The sequence below is a fragment of the Candidatus Paceibacterota bacterium genome (assembly GCA_035452965.1).
Classification (GTDB): Bacteria; Verrucomicrobiota; Verrucomicrobiia; order Limisphaerales; family UBA8199; genus UBA8199.
Map to the genome: position 1 here is coordinate 81476 of DAOTCE010000013.1, position 26238 is coordinate 107713.

Below are 26238 nucleotides of genomic sequence, written 5' to 3' on the forward strand. Positions count from 1 at the left end.
GGTCTGGGGACTGCCAAACCGCCGCCTGCCCGGCCGAGAAGATTGTGACAAAAGAACTGGGCCGAGTAAAATTCCGCAGCCGGCTCACCGCGGCCGGAAGCGATAGAACCGCTGCCCAGACGACTGCGCCGGGTCGTGGACGACAGCCACGCTGCCATCGCCAGCTACCGTCAGCAACGGCAGCCACTTTGGCTTGGTGAGCGAGTCGGTATACTCCACTTCGTATGTCTTTCCGGCTTCGGTCCCAAAGCTGAAGCTGAAGTTTCCGCCAACCATCCCAGCGTCGAGAAGCTCTGGCACTGGTGACGGCACGACGGTGCCGGCATCCACCAGAGACTCGGGCTGGGCCGTTTCTTCCGCCTGTTCGGCCGGGGATGTATAGACGGTCACGTTGAAGCTTCGCGTGTCACTCAAACCGCCCGCGTCGGTGACCCGCACTGTCACGGCGACAGTGTAGTTGGTCTTGGCGACGACCCGGAAGTTATCCACGTAAATCGTATTGGTGAGACTGGCGCTGGTGTCACCCTTCGTAACCGCCAGGCTTTCCAGCACGCCCCAGTCACCCGTGACGGTGCCGTCGCCACTGAAGTTCTCGCATGGGTCACCCTTCAGGTCGTAGGTCAGAGTTTGCCAGGAGTTCGCGCTGACAGCCTTGCCGCCCGGCGCGACGCTGGAGGTGCCGGGAACCGTCGCCCCGACCCATTCAATCGGGCCTGTGGCGCCACCGTTGGCGCCCACCGGCCCAGTCCCGCCCGTCTCGCGAACGCCCAGGGACACCTTCAGCGCGCGCGTGGAGTAGATGTCAAACCGCACGAGGTGGTTCAAGTCCACTGCGGGATTCGGCACCCCCGTGCCGTTGTAGGTGTTCAGACGCGCCCAGTTCGTGGTGGCGGAATTGACAAAGGCGAACAGGAACTTGCCCGCCTTGCCGCCGTGGCTGGGCGCATCGGTGACAACATCCATGTCGTTCGGCAAGTTCCGGAGGAAGTTAGCCGTGGTGGTGGAGTTTCGAGGCTCGTTGAAGCCGTATTGCGCGCCGACCGTGCCGGCCTCGAAGTTATTGAACGTGGTGCCGCCAATGGCGGGAGGCGTCCAACTGAACGCGCCCGCCGAGGAGACGGTCGCGCCGGAGGGGCCGCTCACCAGGCTGTAGGTCAGCGTGTTGGCCGGCAAGTCCGGATCGGTGGCGGACAGGTTGAAGCTCAGCGTCTGGCCATCGAGAGCGGTCTTGTCCGCAACGGACAATGCGGGAGCGAGGTTGACCTCGTTGACGGTGACGCTGAAGGTCTTCGTCCCGATCGCTGGGGGCGAGCCGTCGTCCGTGGCACGCACGGTGATGCTGTAAGTGCCGGGGCCTTGGGCCTCGGTCGGCGTCCACGCAAACACGCCGGTCGCCGAATCAACGCTCGCGCCCGCCGGCGCGCCGGCATCAAGACTCCAGGCAAAGGCGTCACCATCGGAGTCGGTGGCAGTGGCGGTGAAGGTCAGCGCCGCCAACTCATTGGCCGTCTTGTTGGCTATGGCGGCCACGATGGGCGCGTTGTTGACGTCGTTCACGGTCACGGTGAAGATTTGTGCCGCGCTCTTGGGCGGCTGACCTTCGTCGGTTACGCGCACGGTAATCGGATAAACGCCCGGGCCCTGCGCTTCGGAAGGCGTCCACGTGAAGGCGCCGGTGGCGGCGTTGATGCTTGCGCCTGCGGGCGCGCCGGCATCGAGGCTCCAGGCCAGCGTGTTGGCGGGCGCAACGATGAAGTTGTCGAGATAGACGTTATATGCCCCCAAGCCGCCGGCCGGCACAAAGGCCAACGCATCCAACACACCCTTGCCCGTCGTGGATTCGAGGATGCCATTGCCCGTAAAGCTGGTGACCGCCTCATCCGGGAGGCTGAAGACGACCGTCGTCCACGAGCCGGCGGCAATCGTGCGGCTCGGGTTCGGCGCGGTGCCGTTCAGGCTGGGCACCCCGACGAACTCAACTGTCCCGCTGACGCCGCCGTTGGCCCCGATGGCGGCCACGGTGCTGGTCTCGCGCAACGCCAGGCCCACCTTCAGCGCTTTGTCGGTGTACATATCGAACTTCAGCACGTGTCCTAAATAGAGAGTGGGGTTCGGCAGGTTCACCGCATTGTAGGTTGCCAGTCGCACCCACGGGTTGGTGGTGCCCGCCTTGAACGTCCACGACGCCCGGAGCACGTTGGCACCCGAGTGGCCGCTCGGGAAGCTGCTCACTACTTTGCAGTAGTTGGTCACGGTCTGATCCACGAAGGCACTGGTGCTGCCCGAGAAGTCCGGCTGCCGGAACATCACCGTCCCATCCACCGTCGGCGCGGTGTAGCTTTCGAACGTGGTCACGGTGACCGGAGACCAGGCGGATTCCGGATCGCTGGCGGCGGCGGTGAAGGTCAGGGCGGTCAGCTCATCCACCGTCTTGTTCGCGAGCGCGTTCAAGACCGGCGGCTGGTTGGGCGAGGTCACCAGCACGGTGAAGGTCTTCGTATCGCTCAAGGCCGGCGTGCCGTTGTCGGTCACCTTCACCGAGATGGTATTCGTACTCGGGGCCTGCGCGCTGGAGGGCGTCCAGGCGAAGGCGCCGGTGCCCGGGTCAATAGTTGCGCCGGAGGGCGCGCCAACCAGGCTGAAGGCCAGCGTGTTGGCGGGCAGGTCCGCATCGGTCGCCGCCGCTGTGAGGCTCAGCGTCGCCCCTTCCGCGATGGTTTTGTTGGCGATGGCTGCCAGCACAGGGGCTTCGTTCACCTCATTGACCACGATCGCAAAGGCTTTCGTGTCAGCCAATGGAGTGGCCGCGTCATCAGTGACTCGAACCGTGATCACGTTGGTGCCGGGCCCCTGGACTTCCGTCGGCGTCCAGGTGAACACGCCCGTGACCGGATCCAGGCTGGCTCCGGCGGGTGCGCCGCTGTCCAGGGTGTAAGCCAGCGAATTGGCGGGCAGGTCGGCATCCGCCGCCGCAAGCGAGAAAGTCAGCGCGCTCTTTTCGTTGGCGGTCTTATCGGCAATGGCCGGCAGGATCGGCGCTGCGTTCACTTCGTTCACAGTTACCGTGAACGTCTTGGCGTCGCTCATCTGCTTGCTGTTGGCGGCATCGGGGTTGTTATCCGTCACCCGCACGGTGATGGGATAAGCCGCCGGTCCTTGCGTCTCGGTGGGTGCCCAGGTGAACACACCGGTGGCCGGATCAATGCTTGCGCCCGCGGGTGCGTTCGAATCCAGGCTGAAGGTCTTGCTGTTGGCCGGCAGGTCCGCATCCGACGCCGCCGCGGTGAACGTCAGTGTGCCGTTCTCGTTGACGGTCTTGCTGGAGATGGGATTCAACGTCGGGGCGACGTTCACTTCATTAACCGCCACTGTGAACGTCCTGGTATCGCTCAGGTTGGGCAAAGCGTTGTCGGTAACCCGCACGGCGATGGTGTAGGTTCCCGGCCCCTGCGACTCGGTGGGGGTCCAGGCAAACGCGCCCGTACCGGCATTGATGGCCGCCCCGCCGGGCGCGCCGGGCTCGAGACTGTAGGTGAGCGAATCGCCGTCCGGATCGCTGCCAGAGGCGGTGAGGGTCAGCGCGGTCTTCTCGTTGACCGTCTTGTTGGCCAAAGCCGCCAGCACCGGCGGGTTGTTGACGTCGCTCACAACCACTACGACGCTCTTGGCATCGCTCATCAGGCCGTCGCTCACCCGAACCATGATGATGTTGGTGGTGTTGTTCTGCGCGGGCGTCGGCGTCCAGGTAAAGACGCCTGTCGCGGGGTCAATCGCCGCCCCCGCGGGCGCGCCGGGTTCGAGACTGAAGGTCAACGGATGCACCGGCAGGTCCGGATCAGCCGGGATGGCCGCGAACGTCAGAGTGCGGGTCGGGCGGACGCGCTTGTCAGGGATGGCCGCCAGCGTGGGTGGCGTATTGACTTCGCCCACGGTGATCGTGACCGCCTGGCTATCGTTCAGCGCGGGCGAGCCGTCGTCGGTGATGCGCACAGTGACGCTGTAGGTGCCTGGCCCTTGCGCTTCGTTTGGCGCCCAGGTGAAGACGCCGGTCTCTGGATCAATGACGGCTCCGGGCGGCGCCCCGGCATCCAGGCTGAAGGCGATCTGGTCGCCCGGAATGTCGGAATCCGTCGCACTGGCAGTGAAGCTCAGCAGGGCAAGCTCGCCAATCGCCTGGGCTGGGATTTCCGCCAGCACCGGCGCCGAATTCAGCTCGGCCACGGCCGCCGTAAAGGTCTTGGCATCGCTCTTGGCCGGCGAGCCGTTGTCTGTGACCCGCACCGTGATGGGATAATTGCCCGGGCCTTGCTCCTCGGTCGGTGTCCAGGTAAATGCGCCGGAGGCAGGATTGATGCTGGCCCCGTCCGGCGCACCGGCATCGAGACTGAAGGTCATGGTGAGGGCCGGGTTGGAATTGGACGCGGATGCGGTGAAGCTCAGCAGCGCGCCTTCATTGACCGACTTGTTCGGGATGGTCGTCAGGCGCGGGCCGTCGTAAATCTCATTGACGGTGACAGTGAATGCTTGCGTGTCCGTCTGCGCCGGAGAGCCATAGTCCGTGGCCTTAACGGTGATGGTGTAGGTGCCCGGACCCTGGGCCTCAGTTGGCGTCCAGGAGAACAGACCGGTTGTCGGGTCAATGGTGGCGCCGGTGGGCGCGCCGACCAGGCTGTAAGTAATGTTGTTCTCGCGCTCGTAAACGAAGTTATCGAGGTAGATCGTGTAGGCGCCCGTGCCCCCGGCGGGCACCAGCACGAGGTGTTCCAGCGCGCCTTTGCCGGTCACATCCTGAATGAAGCCGTCACCCGTGAAAGCGGTCACCGGCTCGAAAGGAATGTTAAAGCTGAGCGTCGTCCAGGTGGCGGCGGCGACGGAGCGTGTCGGGCTGGGGGTTCCGCTGGTGCTGCCGTTCACGCCAACCCACTCGATCGTGCCCGTGGTCCCGCCGTTGGCGCCAATGGCGGCGCTGGTCCCCGTCTCGCGAATGCCCAGACCCACTTTCAGGGCTTTGTCGGAGTAGATGTCGAACTTAAGCCTTTGGTTGATGCCGACAGTCGGGTTGGGGAGCGTTGCCGTGTTGTAGGTAGCCAGCCGCATCCAGGGATTGGGTTTGCTGGTCCCGAAGGTCCACTGCCCCTTGAGCATCTTGCTGGTGCGGCCCCCGCCGGAGGCTACGATTCTCGCATAGTTGGTCGCGGTCGTCAGAAACCCGCTGGTAGTCCCGGAGAAGCCGGGGTGGCGGAACATGATCGTTCCGTTGGCACTGTCTTCGTCATAGCTTTCGAAATTCGAGATGGTCACCGTCGAATCCGCCTCGTCGGCGTCGGTTGCCGAGGCGCTGAACTGGAGCAGGGATCCTTCATTGACGGTTCTGTTGGAGATGGCCGCCAGCACGGGCGCCACGTTTGCGGTCGTGGCGCTGTCCACCGCGGTATAGGCCGAGTTGCCCCACGTGTTGTAAGAGCACACACGGTAGTAATAGGTGGTCGAACCGCTCAGTCCGGTGTTGACGTAAGAAGTCACGTTGGCGCCCACCGTGGCGATCTGGGCGTAGGTTCCGCCGGAGGAGGTGGCTCGCTCGATCTTGAAGCCGGTTTCGTCGCTGGAGTTCTGGGTCCAGGTCAGGTTGATTTGGCTGGTTGAAACTGCCGTCGCCGCCAGGTTGCTGGGCGCGCCCGGCGGCAAGCCGTCGGTTTTGGCGCTGTCCGTGTTTGAGTAGCCTGAGTTGCCGACCGAATTATAGGCCCGCACCCGGTACCAGTAGGTCGTCAAGGCCTTCAGGCCGGTACTGGTATAGGACTTCACATTGGCGCCGACGGTGGCGATTTGGGTGAAGGGGCCGCCGGAGGCGGTGGCGCGTTCAATCTTGAAGCCGCTCTCGATGCCCGAATTGTCCGTCCAGGTGAGCTTGATCTGCGAGGCGTTCACCGTGGTGGCGGCCAGGCTGCTCGGGCCGGACGGAGTAGAGGAGGTGCCCTTGATCAGGTTCATGAAGTGCGTCCAGTTCCAGTACGGGCCGGGGTCGGTGTGGCTGTTGCAGTTGACGAAGCTGGAGCTGTAGCCCTGGTTGTACATCCATGAGCGCCAGGCGGAACTGGATTTCTGGCCATGGGCGATAATGTGATTGCGGTCCTTGGCAATGCCGAACCTCTCCGCCACGTGCTTGTGCAGCGCGGCGGAGGCCTTATACATGGTATCGGTGAACCACGCCGGGTTGCTGACAAAGCCCTCGTGCTCGGTGCCCACCGAATAGCTGTTCCAACAACGGGCGTGCCAGGCGTAATAGGATTCCCGCACTAACTGCGAAATCTCGCCCGCCGCCGCATCCGAGGAGGTATCCTTCCTGCCGTTGACCGTGTAATGGCAACTCGCCTGCACGCCACATTGCCGGAGATAAGAGGTGCCGGACAGGTAGTAGCCCTCCATGGAATGAATTATGATGAACCTGTGGCCGTAGCCCGAGGTGCTGTACTTGGAGCAACTGACCGGCCGCCAGATCGCGGGGCCGTAGTCTGTGCTGGCGTAAACAGCCCCCGCACTGCCCAGCGCGCCCGCAGCCAGCATCAACCGACCGAAGATGGCCGAGGGTCGTTGATCTGTGCCGATGATCAAGGATGGTTCAGTTTTCATAGAATGTTCTGTTCTGGCTGGTGTCGTTCTGACGGTTTTTTTGTTCAAGGGAAAAGCGGTAAGGCAAGCGGGTCATGCGCCCGTCTCCCAATGGGAAAAGCCGCTGCAAAAACTGTCGTGGATGCAAAACCAAGGCCCGCCCCCATTGTGTGCAAAGAGTATGGATGTCGAGACCATGGCACTCCCCTCATTCTCGCCGGACTGCAAGATTCGCCCGGCAATCCATCCACCGCTGATGAACTGAAGTGATCCGCAATGTGGCCGCATTCTAGCTGTAAGAGAGCATTGCCGTCAAACTTTTTGTTTCGCTTTTCTTGTTCAGCCAGACGCCTCTTACCACTGCCACTCTGTAGCGGCGGGCATCCTGCCGCCCGGACCGGTGTGCCCAGCCCAACCGGCGCCCATTCCGCCGGGCAGGATGCCTGCCGCTACCGATTGGTGGCGGGCCGCCGCGCCGAGGCGGCCAAACGGTGGCGCTTTCGGCGAAAGCGCCCTGCCAGACTGAGGGATTACAGACTGGTGTTTTAGCCGTTGAGTATCGCGGGCGTGTCGTTAGTCTCCTGTGAATGGTCCTTGGCCTCGTATTGTGCGGCTTGCCGGCCTGGCACCTGGAAGCAGAGCTGGAGGGCCATAACTACAGCCCCGCTGAGATGCGCGCGCGCTTCGGCCAACTGAATGCGCTGGATTCCAGACACGCCGCCGAGTTCATCATGACCCAAACCAATGCCGTGGATAGTAGGGCCCCAGTCTTGGGTGGGGCCGCCTCGCCAAAGCGGCCAAACGGTGGCGCCTTCGGCGAAAGGGTCCTACCAGACAGAGGGATTACTGTAAATTCACGAGTCCGCTTGTGGGGGTTGCAAGCGCAACCACTGGCAACGCATGTTCTTTTGGGAGGCCGCGCCCCTCAAGCCAGACCGCTCCGGGCGGCTGACGCGCACTCCCGCGGCCAACCCGGAGCGCGAAGCCACGAGAGCACGCGATGACTGGCAAGCAACGAGCACTCGCGGCTTTGCGGGGCCAGCGGGCCGATCGCGTGCCGGTGATTCCCATTGTCGGGCAGGCGGCTGCAAGCTTCTGCGGCGTTTCCATCCGCGAGCACGCGCACGACGCCCGCACGCTCGCCCGCTGCCAGGTCGAATGCGCGCGGCGATTCGGCTACGACGGGGTGTATATCGCCGCTGACACCTGGGTCAACGCGGAGGCGGCGGGATTTCCGCGCGTGGAACATCCAGCGGACGCCCCGGCCTGCGGGCATGGCACGTGGATCGAGTCCGAGGAGCAGATTGAGGCGCTGGAGCTGCCGGACCCGAAGCGATCCGGGCGCTGGCCGCTCATGGTTGAGGCGGTCCGGCACGCCGTCGCGATGGCCGGCGATGAGCTGCTGATCATCGGCAATTTTGACCAGTCGCCATTCGGCCTGGCCTGCCAGCTTCGCGGGATCAACCGTTTCCTGCTCGACATTGTGGAGAATCAGGAGCTGGCCCATCGGTTGCTGGATTACTGCACCCGGGCGGTGAGCCGATACGCGCTGGCCCTGGCCGAGGCGGGCGCTCATGTGCTCAACACCGGCGACTCCGCCGCCGGCGGCAGCCTGATCGGCGCGCGGGCCTATGCCGAGTTCGCCTTTCCCTACGAGCGGAAGGTATTCGCGGCCGTCCGCGCGCGTTTCGACACGCCCATAACGCTGCACATTTGCGGAGACACGAGCACCTGCATTGACCGCATGATCGAAACCGGCGCCACTGGCATCGAGATTGACCATGCGATGGACCTTCGGCGTGTGCGGCAGGTCTGCCGCGAGCGCGTGACCGCGATTGGCAACGTCAACCCGGTTGACACCCTTCTCGGCGGCACTCCCGATTCGGTCAGGGCCGCCTGCCGCGCCTGCCTCGAGGCCTTTGCCGGCTCGAATCGGTTCATCCTCGCCACCGGCTGCGCGATTTCGCCTTTGACCCCGCCGGCCAACTTGACGGCAATGGCGGAAGCGGCGCTGGAAGGGCTTGGTTAATCCTGCAGGCGCGAATAGTGGCTCGCGCTGCATTCGTGCTTGCTGATCCAGTTAGCGCCGACTGACGTCGGCGGCTACACAGTTCTTGAAGACGATGGGGGTCTTCGCTCCCCCCGCCCGCGCACCAACTCTGTACAGCACAAGGGCCGCCAGCGATGGCGGCCCTTGGCAGCTTAGAACAAACTAACAATCAGGCCGAACGACGGCGGGCGATCCACAGAAGCCCGACGCCACCGAGCAGGCTCAGAGCGAGAGTGGAGGGCTCAGGCACCGTGACAACGCTAAAGTTATCTGTAGCTGAACCGGCTGTAGTCGTGCTAACTGCCCCACCGATTACCGCGTAGGTTAGGCTATAGCTGTTAATGTTCCCAATGCTGCCTGCCAACACGGTATCCACGTAGAACTCCAATCTTGTCTTTCCAGCATTCAAAGGATCCGCCATTCCCAAGACCTGCATGTCGTGCCACGCCCCCGTGCCGCGAGGAGCGCCTGTCAGGGTAAACCAGCCCCCCCCTGCCGTCCCGGTGGTCACGGCGCCGTCGGCAAAAACCGCCCCGGTTATGGCTGAATAGCGTCCCATGTAATGACCAGCCGTACCGGTGTTATACACGCCAATCGCCAGCGCGGTCTCCAACCCGACTCCCCACGCGCCAGTGTAAGCGTAGAGGCCATTGAAATCGCGCGACCCTCCAGCATCAAAAAAGTCAAAACTCCAATTCAGCAGATTTGCCTGCACTCCCATGCCGGCAGATCTTCCTACACGTGACGCTGCTGTGGTAGTTTGCTTCACGACGTTTGGAGATGAGACCGCAGCCGGGGTGCCTGAACTGTCGAGCAGCATCTCGGTTCCCGAGAGGGCCTGATTCCAAACGGCTGTCAAAGCCGCCTGGTTAGCGTAAGAGTCAAAGTTGTCGATGAAGTCTGCTCGGACGGTGAGGGTTAGTGCCGCACTGATCGCCCCGACTGCCAGAAGAGTTTTGCTTTTCATAGTGGTAGTTAACAAAGTTGCCTGTGATAATTGTTCTGTCGCGCCTAGATTTGCGGATTTTGCACAAGCTGTCAACAGTTTTCTTAAACTTTTTTTTGGGGGGGGCTGTGTCACATTTCTGAGGGAAATGGCCTATTGCCAGGGGGGAGGCGGGCGTTTTTGCGATCCCAAACAACTTTGGAATGCTAACGCAGTCAGAGTTCGCGGCTACGCTCGGTTTCCAATCAAGAGGTTGGGCAACGTGGCCCTGCATCGCCACTGCCATTGCTACTACTGCCGCCTGCAAGTCACCCAAGGCCGGAGGGCCAGCTTGCAAGCGGCTTGGAGCCGCAATCCATCAATACAATCCCCAATTCCTGGACCGAGCAGCCGCCCCGGTGCGACAACGCTGTGACGCCCGTTATAGCCCGGTGTGGTTCCCATGGGGCCCGACCCCCATGGGAACCACACCGTAATCCCGCCGGATTGGCACCGTCCCATCGCCGTAGTCGGTTTGGGCGCGGGGCGGCTAAAGCCTGGGGAAGGGGCGGCAGTCGGGGGGGCGTGACCGGATACACCCGTCTTGCAGCGCAAGTCTCGAGTCCACCTGCCCGGGAAGACGAATCTAATCGATACTGGCCAGGTTGCGTTCTGTGCTATGGGCACGCTATACGTTTGTGGATTTGCGGCATCACGCACTGGGAAGATGCTTCAGCACCATTGCATCCCTCCACATACCAATCCCTCAAAGTCGCCCGGCAGTCAGCTTGCGGATGGCAGCCTCGATTTACGCCCGACTAATCGGTTCTGTCGGCATCGGCATTGATTAAAGGGGGGAGGATCACCTACGCTTGCCGGGGTGTTAATGAACTTTGACTGGAAGAGTCGCGTGCCGCTGCTCATTGGCTCGCTGCTGGTGCTGTTGACGCTTGCCGCTTATTGGCCGGCCCTCAACTGCGGTTTCATCAATTACGATGACCATCAGTATGTCGTCGGCAACCCCCGCGTTCATACCGGCTTGAGCCTCGAGAACTGCCGGTGGGCCTTCAACATCGGCTATGCGTCCAACTGGCACCCGCTGACCTGGCTGTCCCACATGGCGGATTGCCAGCTCTTTGGATTGGATCCGCGTGGGCATCATCTCATGAATCTGATCTTCCACCTGGCCAACACGCTTCTGCTGTTTGGCGTGTTGTGCCGGATGACCAGGGCGGTTTGGCCGAGTGCGATGGTGGCCGCTTTGTTCGCGTGGCATCCGGCCCACGTCGAATCGGTCGCCTGGGTGGCCGAGCGCAAGGATCTGCTGAGCACCTTCTTTTTCCTCCTCACACTTGGCGCCTACTACGCTTACGCGCAGCGATCCGCAGTCGGCGGTCCAAAGTCCAGGGTCTGGTATGGGACGGCCCTGTTGCTCTTCGTGCTCGGCCTGATGAGCAAGCCTATGCTCGTGACCCTGCCGTTCGTCCTGTTGCTGCTCGACTACTGGCCGCTGAATCGGTGCGCGCCGGCCGAGAAGGACCCGATGCATAAACCGTTCCTCCGGCTGCTTCCGGAGAAGCTCCCCTTCTTCGCGCTGGCCGCGGCTTCATGCGTGGTAACGCTGATCGCGCAGAAACGCGGGGGAGCGGTGGTGCCTATGGAAGTCATTTCCCTCGACGCGCGCGGATGGAATGCGGTGGTTTCCTACCTGCGCTACGTCGGCAAGCTGTTCTGGCCGCACGATTTGGCGGTGATTTATCCCTACGTTTACGGATGGCCCGGGTGGCTGATCGGGCTGGCGGTGGTCTTTTTGCTCGGGGCAAGCTGGCTGGCGATCTTGCTTCGGCGCTCAGCGCCCTATTTACCCGTCGGCTGGTTTTGGTTCCTGGGAGCGCTGGTACCCGTGATTGGGCTGGTTCAGGTGGGGGAGCAGGCGATGGCGGACCGCTATACCTACATTCCCTCTATCGGCCTGTTTATGGTGGTTTGCTGGGCCGTGCCTCAGTTGCCCGGTTCCTGGCCGCTGCGCAGGCCGGCCCTGGTGATGTGTGCCATGATGGCGCTGGCCGCGTGCGCCACGGCGACGCGCCTGCAGTTGCAGCACTGGCGAACTGGCGTCGCCCTGTTCGAGCATGCGCTTGCCGTAACGCAGAGGAATCCCATAGCTCATGCCACGCTGGGGCTCGCTCTGATGGATGAGGGAAAACTCGAAGATGCCGTCGCGCAGTATGAGGCCGCTCTGCAAATCAGCCCAAACTACTCGCTGGCTCATAACAACATGGGGGTGGCGCTGGCGCGCTTGGGGCGCTTTGACCAAGCAATAGTCCATTATCGGACCGCCCTCCAGTTCAACCCAAGGGACCCCGAAGCGCACTTCAATCTGGCCACCGCCTTCAACCCCAGCTATGTGGACACCTACACGCAGGAAGAGTATTCCGGCGATCACCGGACAGATGCCCAGCAAGCCCGGGAACACTACCAAACCGCGCTGGCTCTCAACCCTGGATTAACCAAAGCCTACGTCAACTGGGGGAACCTGGAGCTGGCGGTGGGAAATCCCCAATCGGCCATCCGCCACTACCAGGATGCGCTCCTAATCGACCCCCTCACCCCTCTGGCCCATCTCAACCTGGGGAATGCGCTGGCGAAAACGGGTGCGACCAACGAGGCCATTAGCGCCTACACGAGAGCCGTTGAAATTGAGCCGGGTGATGCTCTAACTCGGCTTCGTCTGGCGAATCTGCTGGCTAGCCAAGCCGAGTTTGAAAAAGCAATCCCGCATTATCAACAGGCAATCAGGCTCGACCCCGGCCACTTCGCAGCCTCCTCCAACCTGGGCAGCGCTCTGGCCAAGCTCGGGAGATATCAGGAAGCTGCGGCGTGCTTTGCCGAGGCCATCCGAATTCAGCCGGGCTACGCGGATGCGCACGTGAACATGGCAAAGCTGCTGGCAGAGCAGGGAGACCTGGACGGAGCGCTCAAGGGGTGCTTCGAGGCGCTACGGCTCCGGCCGAACAACCCGGAGCTTCACCGGCAGGCGGCGCTTTGGCTGTCGCAACAAGGCAAGCTGCAGGAGGCGGCCGGCCAGTTCGCCGCAGTGGCAAAGCTCACGCCTGCAGCGCCAGGCGCGCATTATGACCTTGGCGTGGCCCTGGTCAAACTCGGCAAGAGCGAGCAGGCCGTTAAGCACTTCAAAGAAGCGTTGCGCCTGAAGCCTTCCTGGGTGCAGGCCATAAATAACCTGGCGTGGATTCTGGCCACGCACGAGAAGGAGCAAGTCCGCAACGGACCGGAAGCCGTAAGTCTCGCCACCCGGGCTTGTGTGCTCAGCAGCTACAACGACGCGCGCGTGATGGGGACGTTAGCCGCGGCTTACGCCGAGGCGGGCCGGTTTCCCGAAGCGGTGGCGGCCGCCGAGCAAACTTGCGAACTGGCTCTGGCCGCGGGTGACCAGGGTCTCGCCGAGAAGACCCGGGCGCGCCTCAAGCTCTACCAGGCCGGCAGGTCCTGTCGCGAAACCGGCTCCCCCGCCGCCCAGTGAGCCGAGAGCGGGTGGCGGGGAAGCCTCCTCATGCTACACGCCGCCTGGCCTGCCGGAGCGCCACCAGACAGCCGCCGAGCGCGCACAGCAGAGTCGCCGACGGTTCCGGAACCGTCACGGAGATGCCGTCATACCACACATCTTCCCTGAAGGTTCCCGCGCCGTAGCCCATCGTGATCGTATCCCAGCTCCCGGCGGTGGCGCCTGTAATCGTCCGGCCCAGGACGTCGTCCACGTAAAAGTTGATGGTCGTTTCGTCGGCCAGTCGTTGGATGGTGAACTTGTGCCAGCCCACCGAGCGATCGGGCGCGCCTGGGGCGCTCAGGTTGAAGTAGCCGTTCGCCGAGCCGAAAGTGACGCGCCCCTGGTATTTCGTGGCGTCGTAAACGTCGCCGGGGAGCGTCACAGTCGTGTATTTGCCAATGGCCAAGAGTTGGGTCAGGGAGCCATCCGGAGTGGTGCCGCCGTTGGGCAGGCCCGTGCCGCTGTAGCTCAGCGCCTGCACGTGCCACCGGGAGTTTGAAAACCCAGTGTCGTAAATGTAGGCGGTGAACCAACTGGCACCCGAAACCTCCGGGCCGCCATTGTCCTCAAGCAGGTTGTGATGCATGCGATCCCCTTGCGAGTCGGCATAGGCACTGTAGATGCCCCCGGGAGGGTCGGCATTGGGGCCGACGGCTATCGTCATCGGGCCGCCGGTCGTGGCAGTCCAGTTGTTCAGCGTGCCGGACTCGAAGTCGTCGTGGAAGACGGACCTTTGTGCTGTGGCGCACTGTGTGCAGAGGACTACAGAGAATCCAATCTTCAGAAGTACGGTATGTTTCATAGTTTTCCAAAACCGTTTTGGAGGTGACCGTGGAAAGCTGGAAAGACCCCTGGCTTACGTCAATCAGAATGTCTCCTTTGAATTCTCTCCTTGGGGGGGCCATCACATAAGCTCATGTGAGGCCCCGGAGTTTCCCACAGGACGGTCCCTGGACGGCCGGGAGGCGGCAAAGGAGACGGCCTGCACGGGGAGGCCGGTTCGCCGCCAGGTCGGATTAGCGGACACGGGCAGGGTGCTTTGCTAGCCCCCGTGGGTATCGGGGACTCCTGATGAGCGAACCCCGCCGCACCCGACCCGTCAGATCACCGTCTTTCGGCTAGCGGGCTTCAGTTAATCTTGCAGCCGCGAACGTTAGCTCGCGCCAGATCGTCTCCTGCCCATCCAGTGTGCGCCGACTGACGTCGGCGGCTACGCCATTCCTGAATGCGCTCTAAAGCCGACGCCGGAAGATGTAAATGGCTTCCCGTTCCCGGTCGAAGTTCTCTATGGGCTTGAAGCTTCGCCAGAAGAGCTCCGGGCGGTAAACGCACATCCAGAACTGGTCCAGCGTCGCGACTTGCTGATACGAGAGGCTGGGGTTCCAACCGCGGATTGCGGTCATTGCCCGGCCTGCGAATGGGCCAAAGCCGACAATGAACTCCGGCGGCTCAGCCAGTTTGAAATGAATGGGCGCCAGGTTGGCGAACTGGCCCCGCGGCGGGCTGTCGAGCTGCCAGGCGTAGATCGGCTTGGGCGCGTGGAACATGAGCGGATACATCATGAAGGCGGGCTCAACGAGCACGGACTGGAACTCGCGCACATTCGCGTTGATCCAGGCGGCGGCGGCCATGAACGGATCACCGGGGGGGTGCCGCAGTTCGCCGGCATACGCCGCGAGGCTGGAGCGCAAACCACCCGGTAGCCAGGGACCGCCATGGAGCAGGTTCGTGCCGAAAGCGGCCAGGGCCAAGGGCAGCGCCAGCCAGCGCGCTTTGGCGGTCGCCGCCCGGATCGCCAGGACCCCGATGGCAATGCAGAGCGGGATGACGGGAGCGATATACCGGACGTCGGCCACCCGCGTGGATTCATCAACAGGCTGCGGCGAGAGCAAAGTTTCCAGAGCTACGAACGCCAGCAACCCCAGCGTCGCTCGCCGCAGCCATTCACCGCGAGGCAGCAAGGCCAGCACAGCCCCGGCCAGCAGCAGGAGGCCCACGCCGAATTCACACGTGTTCAAGTCCCGAAAGTTCCACCAGAACAACTTCAGCCGGTGGAGGGGGAGTGTGGTCGAATAGGCGGAACTGATACCGGTTTGGAAGGGATTCCATACGATGGCGATCATGCCGCAAATCAGTATTTGGGGGGCAAGCAGGACCAGCCAGTCGCTTGATTTCAGCGGCTGCCGTCGCCTGCCCCAGACCAGGTAGTCGAGCGCCAGGCATCCGTAGAGCACAACGTAGTTCAAGTAGTTCGCGGCAAACAAGACGCAAGACCACAACGCCAGCCACCAAAGGCTGGCCCGTCGGCCGTCCCGGCGAAGATAAAGGAAAGCAATTACCACGGAGGCCAGGATGGCCACGGCATAATACCGGCACTGTCTGGCGTAGAGGAACAAGGAGACGTTCCCGATCAGCGCCAGCGAGGCAGTTGTCCACGTCCACCAATCCGTGTCTGTTTTATACAACCACCACAATATCAGACTCACACACGCCAAGCCGCACAGGGCAAAGGGCAGCCGAGCCGCCCACGGCCCTTTGCCAAATAAGGCAAAGGACGCCGCCGTCAGGTAAGCCGGCAAGGGCGGTGTGGAGCGGTCGTGCAGGCCGCGCAAGCATAATCCGCCCCGATAAGCAGCCAGGTTGTGCCCCACCATCGCTGTCGTGTCACCCGTGGCGAGAATGCCCTCGGCGCTGAGCGCGGTCAGCGCCTCATCATCCCACAACGCGTAATGCCCCAGCCGAGCAAACAGCAGCAAGCCGGCGGCAGCCAGAACGACCGCCGACAGCACCGCGCGTGCGCCCCGCTCACTCACGGCCAGCTTGAGAACAGCCCAGTGCACCGGGCGAAGGGAAATCAGGACCTGAGCCTTGTCAAGCTGGAACCAAGGCGGCACCAGCCAGCCAGCCCAAGGCAGGCGAGTAACGAGAGCGCCGATACCCACCGCCCCAGCCGGAAGCCCGGCGGCGAGTATTCCAGGCGCAGCCGGTGGTGGCCGGCGGCCAGCGGAATCGCGCGCAGGCAGTAATTGGCCGGCATTACCTCGTAGGCGGCTTGGGCGCTGCCCGACAGTCCGCGCGCCCGCCAGCCCTTCGCGTAGGTGTCCGTGATGAGCAGCAGGCAGGGCGTTTTCGCCTCCGCTTCAATGGTCAAGTGGTCCGTGGAGGAATCCAGCAGCGTGACCGTGCCGGGATCGGCGGAAGGCTGGGGCTCGGGTCTCGGCGCGGCTTCGAGGATGACTTCTTCGCGGGGGTCGAAGGTGGCGTTGGTCAGAGCTGCGAAGAGGGCGTCCCGCTGCGAGATTACCCGGCATCGGGATATCAAATGCAACTGGGCCATGGCGTTGGTGGACGGATAGACGGCAGTCCTGTTCTGCTCCGGCACAAACGTGAAGCGGAGGCGCAGCATCGAGTACAGGCAGTGGCCGCGCGAGAAGGCAAGGTATTGGGACGCCTGGTTTGGATCCCGATCTTGCGTCAGCGCCATCAGCTCGGCGTAACGTCGCAGCGCGCCGGGATCGTAGCCCCAAATGTCTTTGGCCCCTGTGCTCAAAGCGCTGTTGGATGAACCCGCCAGGTTGAGTATCCGGTAATCGCCCGGGCGATCCGCCAGCACCTGTCTTACCGCCGTGTCCGCGGCCTCACTCAAGGCAAAGCGATCCAGCGAGCTTCGCCCGAACCAGAACAGCTCGGCCACCGCCAGCAACACCAGCAGCCAGGGCGCGCGCCGCCAGGCGCCGGCCGCAAACAGCGCGCCTGCCACCACGGCGAGCGTGGCTGCCCCCAGGAGAAGGCTCGCCGAGGCTTGCGCGCCTGCCTGCCCCACAAAGGCCGGATCGCTGTAGGCTCCTGCCGGCAGATAAACCTCATGGGTGTTCTGGACGGCCAGCATGATCTTGTGCCATGTGGTTTCAGCCGGAGCGGCGGCCGCGCCGAATTCGTGCAGCCAGAGACCGCCCCCCGCCAACAGGACGGCGCCGCCGGCCAGGGCGACGCCGAACGCGCGCGGCAGGCGCCGGCCGCTGAGCAGCAGGTCGAGCCCGATGGCGGCCAGCAGCGCAAGAAACAGAGAGGCGAGGAAGATGAACTTCGAGCTGCCGCGGAACTTGTCGAAGCCCGGAACCCACTGGTAGAGAAGCTTGAACAGGGGAGTGTGCGCGCCCAGCGCCAGCACAAACAGGACCACGACCATCAGCGCCGCGAAGCGCCGCCGCTGCCCGCCACCCCATACGGCGCCGGCCACAGCCAGCGCCAGCCCTGTCACGCTCACAAACAAGGACATCTCCCACAGATAACAGCGGCCCCAGTAGGGAAGGCTCTTCATGTCCCCAAAGAACTTTGGCGCCAACAGCGTCAGGAAGTTCTCCGGCGGGAAGGAAAACATCGCCGCGAAATCATACGTCAGTCCGGCGCTCCGGATCGTCTCACCCGATTCTTCCAGGCCAGCCCACAGTTGCACCGCGCTCAAGCCCGCCCCGCCCACGATGATCCCGGCCAAGCCAAGCAGGAACCGCGTTCGCCCCCGGGCCTTCCAACCGCACAGCGCGCCGTAGATTCCCGCCGCCACGCCGGTGTAGAAGACGTATTGCGGATGGCCGGCCAGCACCTGCATCGCCACGGCGAACATCCCCAGCAAGCTCCAGCCGACCGAAGGCTTGGCGAACAGGCCGTCAATGGCCAGGAACACCAGCGGCGCCCACACCAGCGTGCACAGGTTCGGCAGGTGCCCCGCGTAAATATGCAGGAAGTGCGCGCCGCAGAACATGAACATCACCGCCGCCAGGAAGCACGCCAGCGGATGCAGACGGCGATGCGCGGTCCACAGGTAAGCGAATGCGCCGCCCAGGAAGACGTGCAGGGCAATGCTCCAGTTGATGGCTTGCGCCACCGGCAGGATCAGGAATAACGCGTTGCCGGGGTAGAGCAGGGCGGACTGGAAGCCGCCGAAGTAGGGCGCGCCGGAGAATAGATGGGGATTCCACAGCGCCAGGTTGCCGCTGCGCAACTCGCCAAAGCCGAACGCCCGCCAGTGCAGGAACTGACTGAAGACATCCGTGCCGCGGCTGGAGAGCACCTTGTCTCCCGGAGAGAAGAGCACGTCGCCAAACATCGCCAGCGTAAGCGCTCCAAGCGCCGCCAGCGCCATCAGCAACGAACCCGGCGTGTGGCCGTCGCCTGGCGCCGTACTGTCAGCAAAAGCCGGGGGGTCAAAATCGGCCATTGGGCGAATCCGCTGCCGTTGGATGCAAAATATCTGCAACGGCCCGAGCTTGACCAACGGTCGGCTGAAAAGCCAGCACGCTCTGCTTCATTCCCCAGCTCCTATTCTACTCCGGTCGGCGGTGTCAGCCCTTCACATCAGTTGCTTTGAACGCTTCGTGGAAGACAACCTTTCCCTGCGGAGTGTGGCCATCAAAAGACAGAGCGAAGAAGACCTCCGGCGGGTCGCCTGCAACCACAAGTCCGGGCATGTTGGCAAACCCGAATTTCCGGTAGTAGCCAGGATGGCCCACGAGACAACATCCCCGGGCATCCATGTTCTTCAATCGTGACAAGCCTTCCTTGATCAGGGCTTGGCCAATGCCTTGCTTCTGGCAGGCCGGCAACACCGAAACCGGTCCCAGGCCATACCAGTCTCGGGTGCCGTCGGAGATGCGCACCGGAGAGAAAGCAATATGCCCAACCACCCGGCCATCCGCTTCTGCGACGAGCGATAGCGTGAGGGCCTTGGCCGCACGCAGCGCCGCGATAATGAACTGCTCGGTGTGCTGGCTGACCTCCAAGGTCTTGAACGCGGCGATGGTGACCTCCGCAATCGTGTTTGCATCAGCATCGGTTTCGCTCCTGATAGTAATCTTAGGGTGCATTCGTTTCGTGTTTCCCTTACAGGGCCGGCCAGGGCCTGCTCAGCAATTCGGGCGCATGCTGAACCACTGAACTTCGATAAGCAAGACGTGCAGCACGCCCCCCCGGCGCTTTCGGCGAAAGCGGCTACCTTCGCTGAGGGTTGGCGGGGCCGCAGCCCTTTGGTGGTTGAGGCTTGAGGGTTTAAGGCTCAGGGACGGAAGGGACGATTGGGACGGAGGAGACAAGGGGGGCGGTGTTCTGGTCAATGTCCGGCTTACTATTTTCGATGCCGCCTTCCCCGGCATCGGAGCTACATTCCGCCAGCTATGAAATACCTGTTGAGAACCGGACTGATTTTCCTGCTGGCGCCTGTTCTGTTGTTCTGCGCCTTCGGGTTCCTCGCCACTTTCGAGCCCAGCTCCCCCGCTGCACAATGGGCCTGGCGCCTCATCTACTGTGCTGCCGCTTCGCTCGCCACACTTGCCTCCATGAGACTCTGGCGAGCCACGTCCGCTCTGCCGCCGAGGCCATAGCCCCCACAAATGCCTCCGGGCAAAGGACTCCCTCTTCTCGGTCAGTATCCAAAGTGTGTTCATTTTGTTCTTGTGTGTTCTGTATTGTTCTATATTGTATCAGTATATGGAACAGGAAGAATCGCTGCCCAGCCCGCAGCAGTTGCAGGCCGAGGCACAGAAGGAGCCGCGACGGCGTGGCTTGGAAGACTATCACGAGACGATCCGGGTTCTTAAGGAGGAGAAGGGATTCTCGCTAAGGGAGATTGCAGCCTGGTTGCGGGAGCGAGGACTGATTGCTGACCATAATGCAGTCTGGCGCGCCTATTCGAAGGGAATGCACGGCGGCAGTGCTTCGAACATATCAAAACAAAGCGAACGATACGAACAATACCGCAGATCGGATGAGGCTATGCCGTGGTTAAGGGAGGCATAGGCCTCTACTGAGCAGCAGATTGCCCGGATTCCGTCCCTGGAGCCCCGGTTTGTCCGTCCCTCGCAACCGATGATGGGCCATGGCTCCGCAGCCGGAGGCCTCAGCAGATGCGCGGCAGCTGTTCGCCGCTGGACATGTCGAGTATGCGTTGGGCGCCGATGGCGCTTTTGAGGAGGACCTTGGGGGAACGTTGATCGGTCGCTTTGCCAATCCGGCAGGCGCCGGGGCTGGCCGGGTGCGCGCGCAGGATGGCCAGGGCGCGTTCGGCGTCCCGTTCCGGCACAAAGGCGGCAAACCGGCCTTCGCAGGCGACCTGCAGCGGGTCAAGGCCCAGGATTTCGCAGGCGGCGCGGACATCTTCGCGGACGGGAATGAGCTTCTCCTCGACCTGCAAGGCAAAGCCGGCGGACTCGGTGATTTCGTTCAGAACACTGGTCAGCCCGCCGCGGGTTAGGTCGCGCAGGCAGTGGAGCTCGATGCCCGCCCGAAGGAGCTGCAAGACCGGCTCCGCCAGCGGGGCGGAGTCGCTCTCGATGGCGCTCTCGAACTCCAATCCTTCGCGGACAGCCATGATCGCCATGCCGTGCCGGCCCACGTCGCCGTTGACGAGGATGGCGTCGCCGGGCTGGACGCTTTGCGGGCCGATTTTGAGCTGGTGCTCGAGGAGGCCCACCCCGGCGGTATTGATGAACAGGCCGTCACCTTTGCCTTTGTCCACGACTTTGGTGTCGCCGGTAACGATCTGCACGCCGGCCTGTTGAGCGGCGTGTTGCATGGAGGAGACGATCTTCCACAGCGTCTCCATCGGCAGGCCCTCCTCGATGATGAAGGCGGCGCTGAGGTAGAGCGGGCGCGCCCCCGCCATCGCGAGGTCGTTGACCGTCCCGTGCACGGCCAGGGAACCGAGGTCGCCGCCGGGGAAGAAGAGGGGGCGCACGACGTAAGAGTCCGTGGTGAAAGCGACACGCTGGCCGCCGATCTCGAGCACGGTGGCGTCATGCTGCGCTTCGACCAGGGGATTGTGGAAGGCGGGCAGGAACAGCTTGCCGATGAGCTGGTGCATCAGTTTGCCGCCGCCGCCGTGCGCGAGCAGCACGCGCGGGTAGTCCTGGATCGGGAACGGGCAGGAGAGGGTGAAGTCGCGGGGGGTAGTCATGGTTCACGGCGGTAGCGGTAGTAGGCGGCGCAGGCGCCTTCGGAGGAGACCATGGTCGCGCCGAGAGGATGTTCCGGGGTGCAGCGCGTGCCGAAGGCGGGGCATTCGTGGGGCTTGATCTTGCCCTGCAATACCAGCCCGCTGAGGCACTCGGTGGGCTCCTCGACGCGCAGGCCGGCCACGCCGAACTTGCGCTCCGCGTCGAACGCCCGGTATGCCTCGCTCAGGCCCAGGCCGCTTTGGGGGATTTCGCCAATGCCGCGCCACTTGCGCGGGGTGACCTGGAACACCTGGCGGATCAGCTGCTGCGCGGGCTGGTTGCCCGCCTGGTGCACCGCGCGGCTGTATTGGTTTTCCACGACCGCCCGGCCGCTTTCCAACTGCCGCACACACATCAGCACGCCTTGCAGGATATCCAGCGGCTCGAACCCGGTCACGACAATGGGGACGTGGTGCTTTGCGGCGATGGGAATGTATTCCTCCCAGCCCATGACGGCGCAAACGTGGCCGGCGGCCAGAAAACCCTGCACGCGGCGGTCTGGCGCGCTCAGAATCCCCTCCATAGCGGGAGGCACCAATACGTGCGACACGAGCAGGGAGAAATTCTGGAGCCCTTTTTGGGCCGCCTGATAGACGGCCATCGCGGTGGCGGGGGCGGTGGTCTCGAAGCCTACGGCAAAGAAGACCACTTCGCGGGCCGGGTTTTGCTCGGCCAGCTTTACGGCGTCGAGCGGGGAGTAGGTGATGCGCACATCGCCGCCGCCGGCTTTGATGGACAGCAAGTCGGCAGCGCTGCCCGGCACGCGCAGCATGTCCCCAAACGAGCAGAAGATCACCTCGGGCCGGGCGGCAATCTCCAGCGCCTTGTCAATGAGCTCGAGCGGCGTGACGCAGACCGGGCAGCCGGGGCCGTGAATGAGCGTGATTTGCCGGGGCAACAGCTCGTCTATGCCGAACTTGACGATGGCGTGGGTCTGGCCGCCGCAGACTTCCATGAGCGACCACGGGCGCGTGGTGATGCGGGCGATCTCGCGCGCGAGCTTGTGCGCGCCCTCGGCGTCGCGATATTCGTCGAGGTATTTCATTGCGCCGGGGGGCCGGTGGCCGGCGCGGGCGGGCGGCCGGGCGCGCTTTCGTCCAACTCGCTCAGCTCCTGCATCTGGCGCAGGTACTCGAACACTTGTTTGGCCTCCTCTTCATCCACCCGGCTGAGGGCGAAGCCGACGTGGACGATGACGTAATCGCCGAGCTGGGCTTCGGGCACGTAGGCGAGGCTGACTTCCTTAAGGATGCCGCCAAAATCCACCTTGCCGGTTCGCAGCATCGGGTCTTCGCCGCTGATGCTGGTGATCTTACCTGGAATAGCCAGACACATTGCGGCAAGCCTACACTTAATCAGCCGGCGCGGCAATGTCGCCACTGGCAGAACGGCCTGAGCCTGAGACCGTGAGCCGGGCGATCATCGCGCCGTTCGATTATGCGCGGGAGTCTGATTTGTGCCCGCGGCTGGCATTGCTTTGTTCCTCCCGCGCGCGATCAGCCGCCCCAGCGGGAACGGCATCCAGCCCGGCGAATGCCCTTCGTGTCAGGCGCGCTGGCAGCGGGAGCAATAGAAGGTGCTGCGGGCCGCCTGGACCCGGCGACTGATCGGGGTGCCGCACTTTGTGCAGGGGCGGCCCGCCCGGTCATAGACCCGCAAGCGCTCCTCGTAATAGTCCGGCGCGCCGGGTGCGCGGCCGAAATAGAACAGCCCATCGCGCGTGCCGTGGCCCGCGTAGTTCAGGGGGACGGTGCTGCCGCACGCAATGGCCTCGCGGAGCACGACGCGAAGGGCGCGCCAAAGCCGCCTGACCTGGGCTTTGGTCAGGCGCCGCGACGGCAGCGTTGGCGCAATGCCCGCGCGGAACAGGGCCTCGCTGGCATAGATGTTCCCCACGCCCGCGAGCAGGGATTGGTCGAGCAGTCTGACCTTGATCGGCTGCCTGGATCGGCGCAGCGCCTCGCCAAAACACTCCACTGTGAACTCCGCTCCCAGCGGCTCCGGCCCCAGTTTCTCCAGTCCCCGGAGGTCCAGTGTCAGCCGCCCGAAGTAGCGTGTGTCTTCGAAGACGAAGTTCTCCCGGCCCAAGCTCAGCACGGCAGCGGCGTGCCGGGGCAACCGCGCGGTGGCCGGCAACAAGTACATCCGCCCCGTCATGCCCAGGTGACCCACGAGGGTCAGCGGCGCGGCCCGGCGCGCCTGGCGCAGCTTGAATACGAGGTACTTGCCCCGGCGCGTCAGGCTGGTGAATGTCGCTCCGCGCACGGCCTGGGCGAACTCGCGGACGGACAGGGGTGCCAGCACCTTGGCCCGGCGCACACGAACGGCTTGAATCGTCCGGCCATTCAGCAGCGGCGCCAGGTGGCGGACCAACACTTCAACTTCCGGCAATTCAGGCACAAATGGAAGCTAGCTGGATTGGAAGACGGACTCGATTCATTTGTGCGCCCGCAACTGCTTTCCGCCGTCACGAGTGCTGCGCATGGCCACGGTCAATCGGCCCGAATAAATGGCACAAGCTCAATATTTACAGGGAGTTACGTAAATTATGGTCAGAGATGCCCCGGTTTCAGGCCTGCGCGGATATAAGTCGAGCAACGGCAGTGGGTTACGCGGAACCGCACCCGGGATGTCAAGGCTGTATCCACGGTGTGGATACGGCGTGCATACGGCGAGTATACGGTGAGATTCCCGTGGAGAGGAGGGCTGAGCCTCGCTTGCGCCGCCGCCTCAGATCTTGCGGCGGAAGTATTCGATGGTCTTGGTCAAACCGTCGGCCAGCGGCACCCGGGGCTCCCAACCAAGGAGTTTTCTGGCCAGGGTGATATCCGGCCGGCGTTGGCGGGGATCGTCCTGCGGCAGGGGTCGGAAGGTGATCTTGCTGCGAGAGTTGGTGGCGCGGATAATGGCCTTGGCGAATTCCAGCACGGTCATTTCCGCCGGGTTGCCGATGTTCACCGGCCCAACGTGAGAACCCATCATGAGCCGGTATATACCTTCAATGAGGTCCGACACGTAGCAGAAACTGCGGGTCTGCTGGCCGCGGCCAAACACCGTGATCGGCCGATGCTTCAGCGCCTGGCTGACGAAGGCCGGCACTACGCGGCCGTCGTTGAGGCGCATCCGGGGGCCGTAGGTGTTGAAGATGCGCACAATGCGGGTCTCGACTTGATGCTCCTTGTGGTAGGCGACCGTCAGGGCCTCGGCAAAGCGCTTGGCCTCGTCGTAGCAGCCGCGCGGGCCGATGGGATTCACGTTGCCCCAGTAGTCTTCGGTTTGCGGATGGACGAGCGGGTCGCCGTAGATCTCCGAGGTTGAGGCGAGCAGGAAGCGCGCCCCCTTGTTCATGGCCAACCCCAGCGCCTTGTGCGTGCCCAGCGAGCCGACCTTCAAGGTCTGTATGGGCAGCTCCAGGTAATCAATCGGGCTGGCGGGGGACGCGAAGTGCCAGACGAACTTCACCGGCACATCCAGGAAGAGAAACTCGGTCACGTCCTGCTCGATGAACTTGAAATTGGCGTTACCCCCCAGGTGGGAGATGTTGTCCACGGAGCCGGTGACAAAGTTGTCGATGCCGATGACTCTGTGTCCGCGGGCCAGCAAGAGATCCACCAGGTGCGAACCCAGGAAACCTGCCGCACCGGTAACGACGGAGGTGGGCTGGGATTGGGAGGGAGTTTTTCGTTTGTGGTTCATAAGTGGTTTGACGTGTCGGTCTGCCGGGCACCTCACTTTGCGCCCTCGCCGGACAGCACGACCGGCAAGGTGCGAAACAGAATCTTGAGGTCCAGCCACAGCGACCAGTTGTCAATGTACTCCAGGTCCAACCGGACCCACTCCTGAAAGTCGGAAATCTTGTTGCGCCCGCCGATCTGCCAAAGGCAGGTCAGGCCCGGCTTGACGCTCAACCGCCGGCGGTGTGCCAGATCGTAGAACTGCTTGACTTCGTCCACTGGCAGCGGGCGCGGGCCTACCAGGCTCATCTCGCCGCGCAACACATTCAACAGCTGGGGGAGCTCGTCCAGACTGAACTTGCGGAGGAACCACCCGATGGGGGTGACTCTCGGATCGTTGGTCACTTTGAAGACCGGCCCGGTCATCTCGTTCATCGCGGCCAGCTCATGCTTGAGTTGCTCCGCATTGCTGACCATGGTGCGGAATTTATAGAGAGTGAAGGGTCGGCCGTTGACTCCCGACCGCCGCTGACGGAACAACACCGGGCCCGGGGAGGTCCACTTGATGAGCACGGCAATCAGCACCAGCAACCACGAAAGGGAAATCAGAAGCACGAACGATCCTACGAGATCCATCAAGTGCTTCATCATCCGCGGCCACGAGGACTCCGGCGCGGAGCGGAAGACCAGAATTGGCAAGCCATAATAGTCATCGAGGCTGGTGCGTGAGATTTTTGCTTTGAAGAAATCCGCCACCAGCCAGGCCTCGACCCCCTCCAGCTCGCAAGCGCGGATCGCGGCTTCGATTCGTTCGAAATAGGCGTGCTTCGCGCTGAGGATGACGCTGTTGACGGAGTACTCATGCAGCATCTCCACCAGACGTTCCACGGGGGCGGCGCTCAGGTCCAGACGCGCCAGGATTTCCACTTCCTTCTCTGACCTTGCCTTTAGCGCCGTCTCCATTCGGATCGTTTCATCAGGCGTGCCGACGAGGATGACTCGCCGCCGGTATTGCGCCTGGGCCATCTTGGTGCCGGCTAACCATCGCACGATCTCTTCCTTGGCAAACACCAACCCAAAACTGATGAAGCTAAACCAAATCACGATCCAGCGGGCAACCGGAGGGATCTTGAACAAATACATCGCCAGCACCAATCCGAGCGTGGTGAAGCAGCAGCCCTTGAACAGCATCCACGCAGTCGTGCTCCGGGGACAGAACGGTGGACGGGCGTAAAAACCCTGTCCCTCCAACAACAACGGCGCGGCCGGTATCAAAATCAAATAAAGCCCTACATAGACGTCGAATGGCGCGTCCCACCCCCTCAGGCCGAACAGATCAATGATGTCCAGGTTCGAGCGCAACCTGTAAGCCAGCCAGAAAGCCAACGCGAACAGGCAGGCATCCATCAACTGATGGATTTGCATCC

At 63.1% G+C, this 26238-nt stretch carries 16 protein-coding genes; 3 read left to right on the forward strand and 13 right to left on the reverse strand.

The features are described from left to right. Nucleotides 1–84: 84 nt before the first annotated feature. Both P5205_12060 and P5205_12065 read right to left on the reverse strand, forming a co-directional pair. Nucleotides 85–6630 carry a putative Ig domain-containing protein gene (locus tag P5205_12060; protein ID HSA11094.1) on the reverse strand — a complete coding sequence of 2182 codons (6546 nt, stop codon included), beginning with the start codon at nt 6628–6630 and terminating at the stop codon, nt 85–87. Nucleotides 6631–7154: 524 nt separating this feature from the next. After that, complete coding sequence (locus P5205_12065) at nt 7155–7325, reverse strand: hypothetical protein (GenBank protein ID HSA11095.1); 171 nt, start codon at nt 7323–7325, stop codon at nt 7155–7157. Between the two features lie 284 nt (nt 7326–7609). Here P5205_12065 and P5205_12070 point away from each other — a divergent pair, with 284 nt between their 5' ends. Next, nucleotides 7610–8638, forward strand: a complete 1029-nt coding sequence (locus tag P5205_12070) for a uroporphyrinogen decarboxylase family protein (protein HSA11096.1) — start codon at nt 7610–7612, stop codon at nt 8636–8638. 190 nt (nt 8639–8828) lie between these two features. Here P5205_12070 and P5205_12075 read toward each other — a convergent pair whose 3' ends face one another. Next, nucleotides 8829–9626 (reverse strand): PEP-CTERM sorting domain-containing protein, encoded by a 798-nt coding sequence (locus P5205_12075; protein HSA11097.1) that lies wholly within the window; start codon nt 9624–9626, stop codon nt 8829–8831. Between the two features lie 844 nt (nt 9627–10470). Here P5205_12075 and P5205_12080 point away from each other — a divergent pair. Beyond that, complete coding sequence (locus tag P5205_12080; GenBank protein HSA11098.1) at nt 10471–13125, forward strand: tetratricopeptide repeat protein; 2655 nt, start codon at nt 10471–10473, stop codon at nt 13123–13125. Nucleotides 13126–13153: 28 nt separating this feature from the next. Here P5205_12080 and P5205_12085 read toward each other — a convergent pair whose 3' ends face one another. The 4 genes from P5205_12085 to P5205_12100 all read right to left on the reverse strand — a co-directional run bounded on the left by P5205_12085 (nt 13154) and on the right by P5205_12100 (nt 19013). After that, nucleotides 13154–13951 (reverse strand): hypothetical protein, encoded by a 798-nt coding sequence (locus tag P5205_12085; protein HSA11099.1) that lies wholly within the window; start codon nt 13949–13951, stop codon nt 13154–13156. A 430-nt stretch (nt 13952–14381) separates the two neighbouring features. Then, entirely contained in the window at nt 14382–15989 is a 1608-nt protein-coding gene (locus tag P5205_12090) for a glycosyltransferase family 39 protein (protein ID HSA11100.1), read from the reverse strand. Between the two features lie 14 nt (nt 15990–16003). Further along, nucleotides 16004–18367 carry a hypothetical protein gene (locus P5205_12095; protein ID HSA11101.1) on the reverse strand — a complete coding sequence of 788 codons (2364 nt, stop codon included), beginning with the start codon at nt 18365–18367 and terminating at the stop codon, nt 16004–16006. A gap of 124 nt (nt 18368–18491) precedes the next feature. After that, the gene (locus tag P5205_12100) at nt 18492–19013 is read right to left on the reverse strand and encodes an N-acetyltransferase (GenBank protein HSA11102.1); all 522 of its coding nucleotides are present in this window, start codon (nt 19011–19013) and stop codon (nt 18492–18494) included. A gap of 619 nt (nt 19014–19632) precedes the next feature. On the opposite strand from P5205_12100, the gene P5205_12105 reads away from it, so the two are divergent. Beyond that, entirely contained in the window at nt 19633–19941 is a 309-nt protein-coding gene (locus P5205_12105) for a hypothetical protein (GenBank protein ID HSA11103.1), read from the forward strand. A 100-nt stretch (nt 19942–20041) separates the two neighbouring features. Here P5205_12105 and hypE read toward each other — a convergent pair whose 3' ends face one another. From hypE to P5205_12135, 6 genes are all read right to left on the reverse strand, one after another. Then, nucleotides 20042–21097 (reverse strand): hydrogenase expression/formation protein HypE, encoded by a 1056-nt coding sequence (gene hypE / locus P5205_12110; GenBank protein HSA11104.1) that lies wholly within the window; start codon nt 21095–21097, stop codon nt 20042–20044. Continuing rightward, nucleotides 21094–22182 (reverse strand): hydrogenase formation protein HypD, encoded by a 1089-nt coding sequence (hypD, locus tag P5205_12115; GenBank protein ID HSA11105.1) that lies wholly within the window; start codon nt 22180–22182, stop codon nt 21094–21096. The genes hypE and hypD overlap by 4 nt, the downstream gene beginning before the upstream one ends. After that, on the reverse strand, nt 22179–22472 hold the full coding sequence (locus P5205_12120; protein ID HSA11106.1) for a HypC/HybG/HupF family hydrogenase formation chaperone: 294 nt from the start codon (nt 22470–22472) through the stop codon (nt 22179–22181). Before P5205_12120 ends, hypD begins: the two co-directional genes overlap by 4 nt. 210 nt (nt 22473–22682) lie before the next feature. Further along, on the reverse strand, nt 22683–23537 hold the full coding sequence (gene mutM, locus P5205_12125; GenBank protein HSA11107.1) for a bifunctional DNA-formamidopyrimidine glycosylase/DNA-(apurinic or apyrimidinic site) lyase: 855 nt from the start codon (nt 23535–23537) through the stop codon (nt 22683–22685). Between the two features lie 330 nt (nt 23538–23867). Beyond that, entirely contained in the window at nt 23868–24833 is a 966-nt protein-coding gene (locus tag P5205_12130) for an SDR family oxidoreductase (GenBank protein ID HSA11108.1), read from the reverse strand. Nucleotides 24834–24865: 32 nt separating this feature from the next. After that, nucleotides 24866–26236, reverse strand: a complete 1371-nt coding sequence (locus P5205_12135; GenBank protein ID HSA11109.1) for a sugar transferase — start codon at nt 26234–26236, stop codon at nt 24866–24868. Nucleotides 26237–26238: the final 2 nt, after the last annotated feature.